1 protein-coding gene is annotated in these 303 nt (G+C 51.8%); it reads left to right on the top strand.

From position 1 onward, the window contains the following. The coding region (locus QN347_RS19675) for a Mu transposase domain-containing protein (RefSeq protein WP_416350906.1) at positions 1-303 on the top strand (303 nt) is incomplete at both ends.

Below are 303 nucleotides of genomic sequence, written 5' to 3'. Positions count from 1 at the left end.
GTATCTGGAACGACGCCAGACAGGAACGCTTCGGCAGCTTTGCGGAACTCAATGCATGGCTGGCGGTACGCTGCAAGTTACTCTGGAGTGAATGCCGCCATCCGGATTACCCTGAGTTGACCGTCGCCGACGTGCTGGAACATGAGCAAGCCCAACTCATGCCGATGCCAACACCCTTTGATGGCTATGTCGAACTCGTAGCACGGGTTTCTTCTACTTGCTTAGTTCATGTCCACCGTAATCGTTATTCAGTACCGTGCTATTTGGCCAATCACATGGTCAGTGTTCATCTGTATTCAGAAC

This window comes from Sphingomonas sp. 10B4, from assembly GCF_035019905.1.
In the GTDB taxonomy this organism is placed as follows: Bacteria; Pseudomonadota; Alphaproteobacteria; order Sphingomonadales; family Sphingomonadaceae; genus Sphingomonas; species Sphingomonas glacialis.
This window is presented reverse-complemented; position numbering and strand designations above follow the sequence as displayed.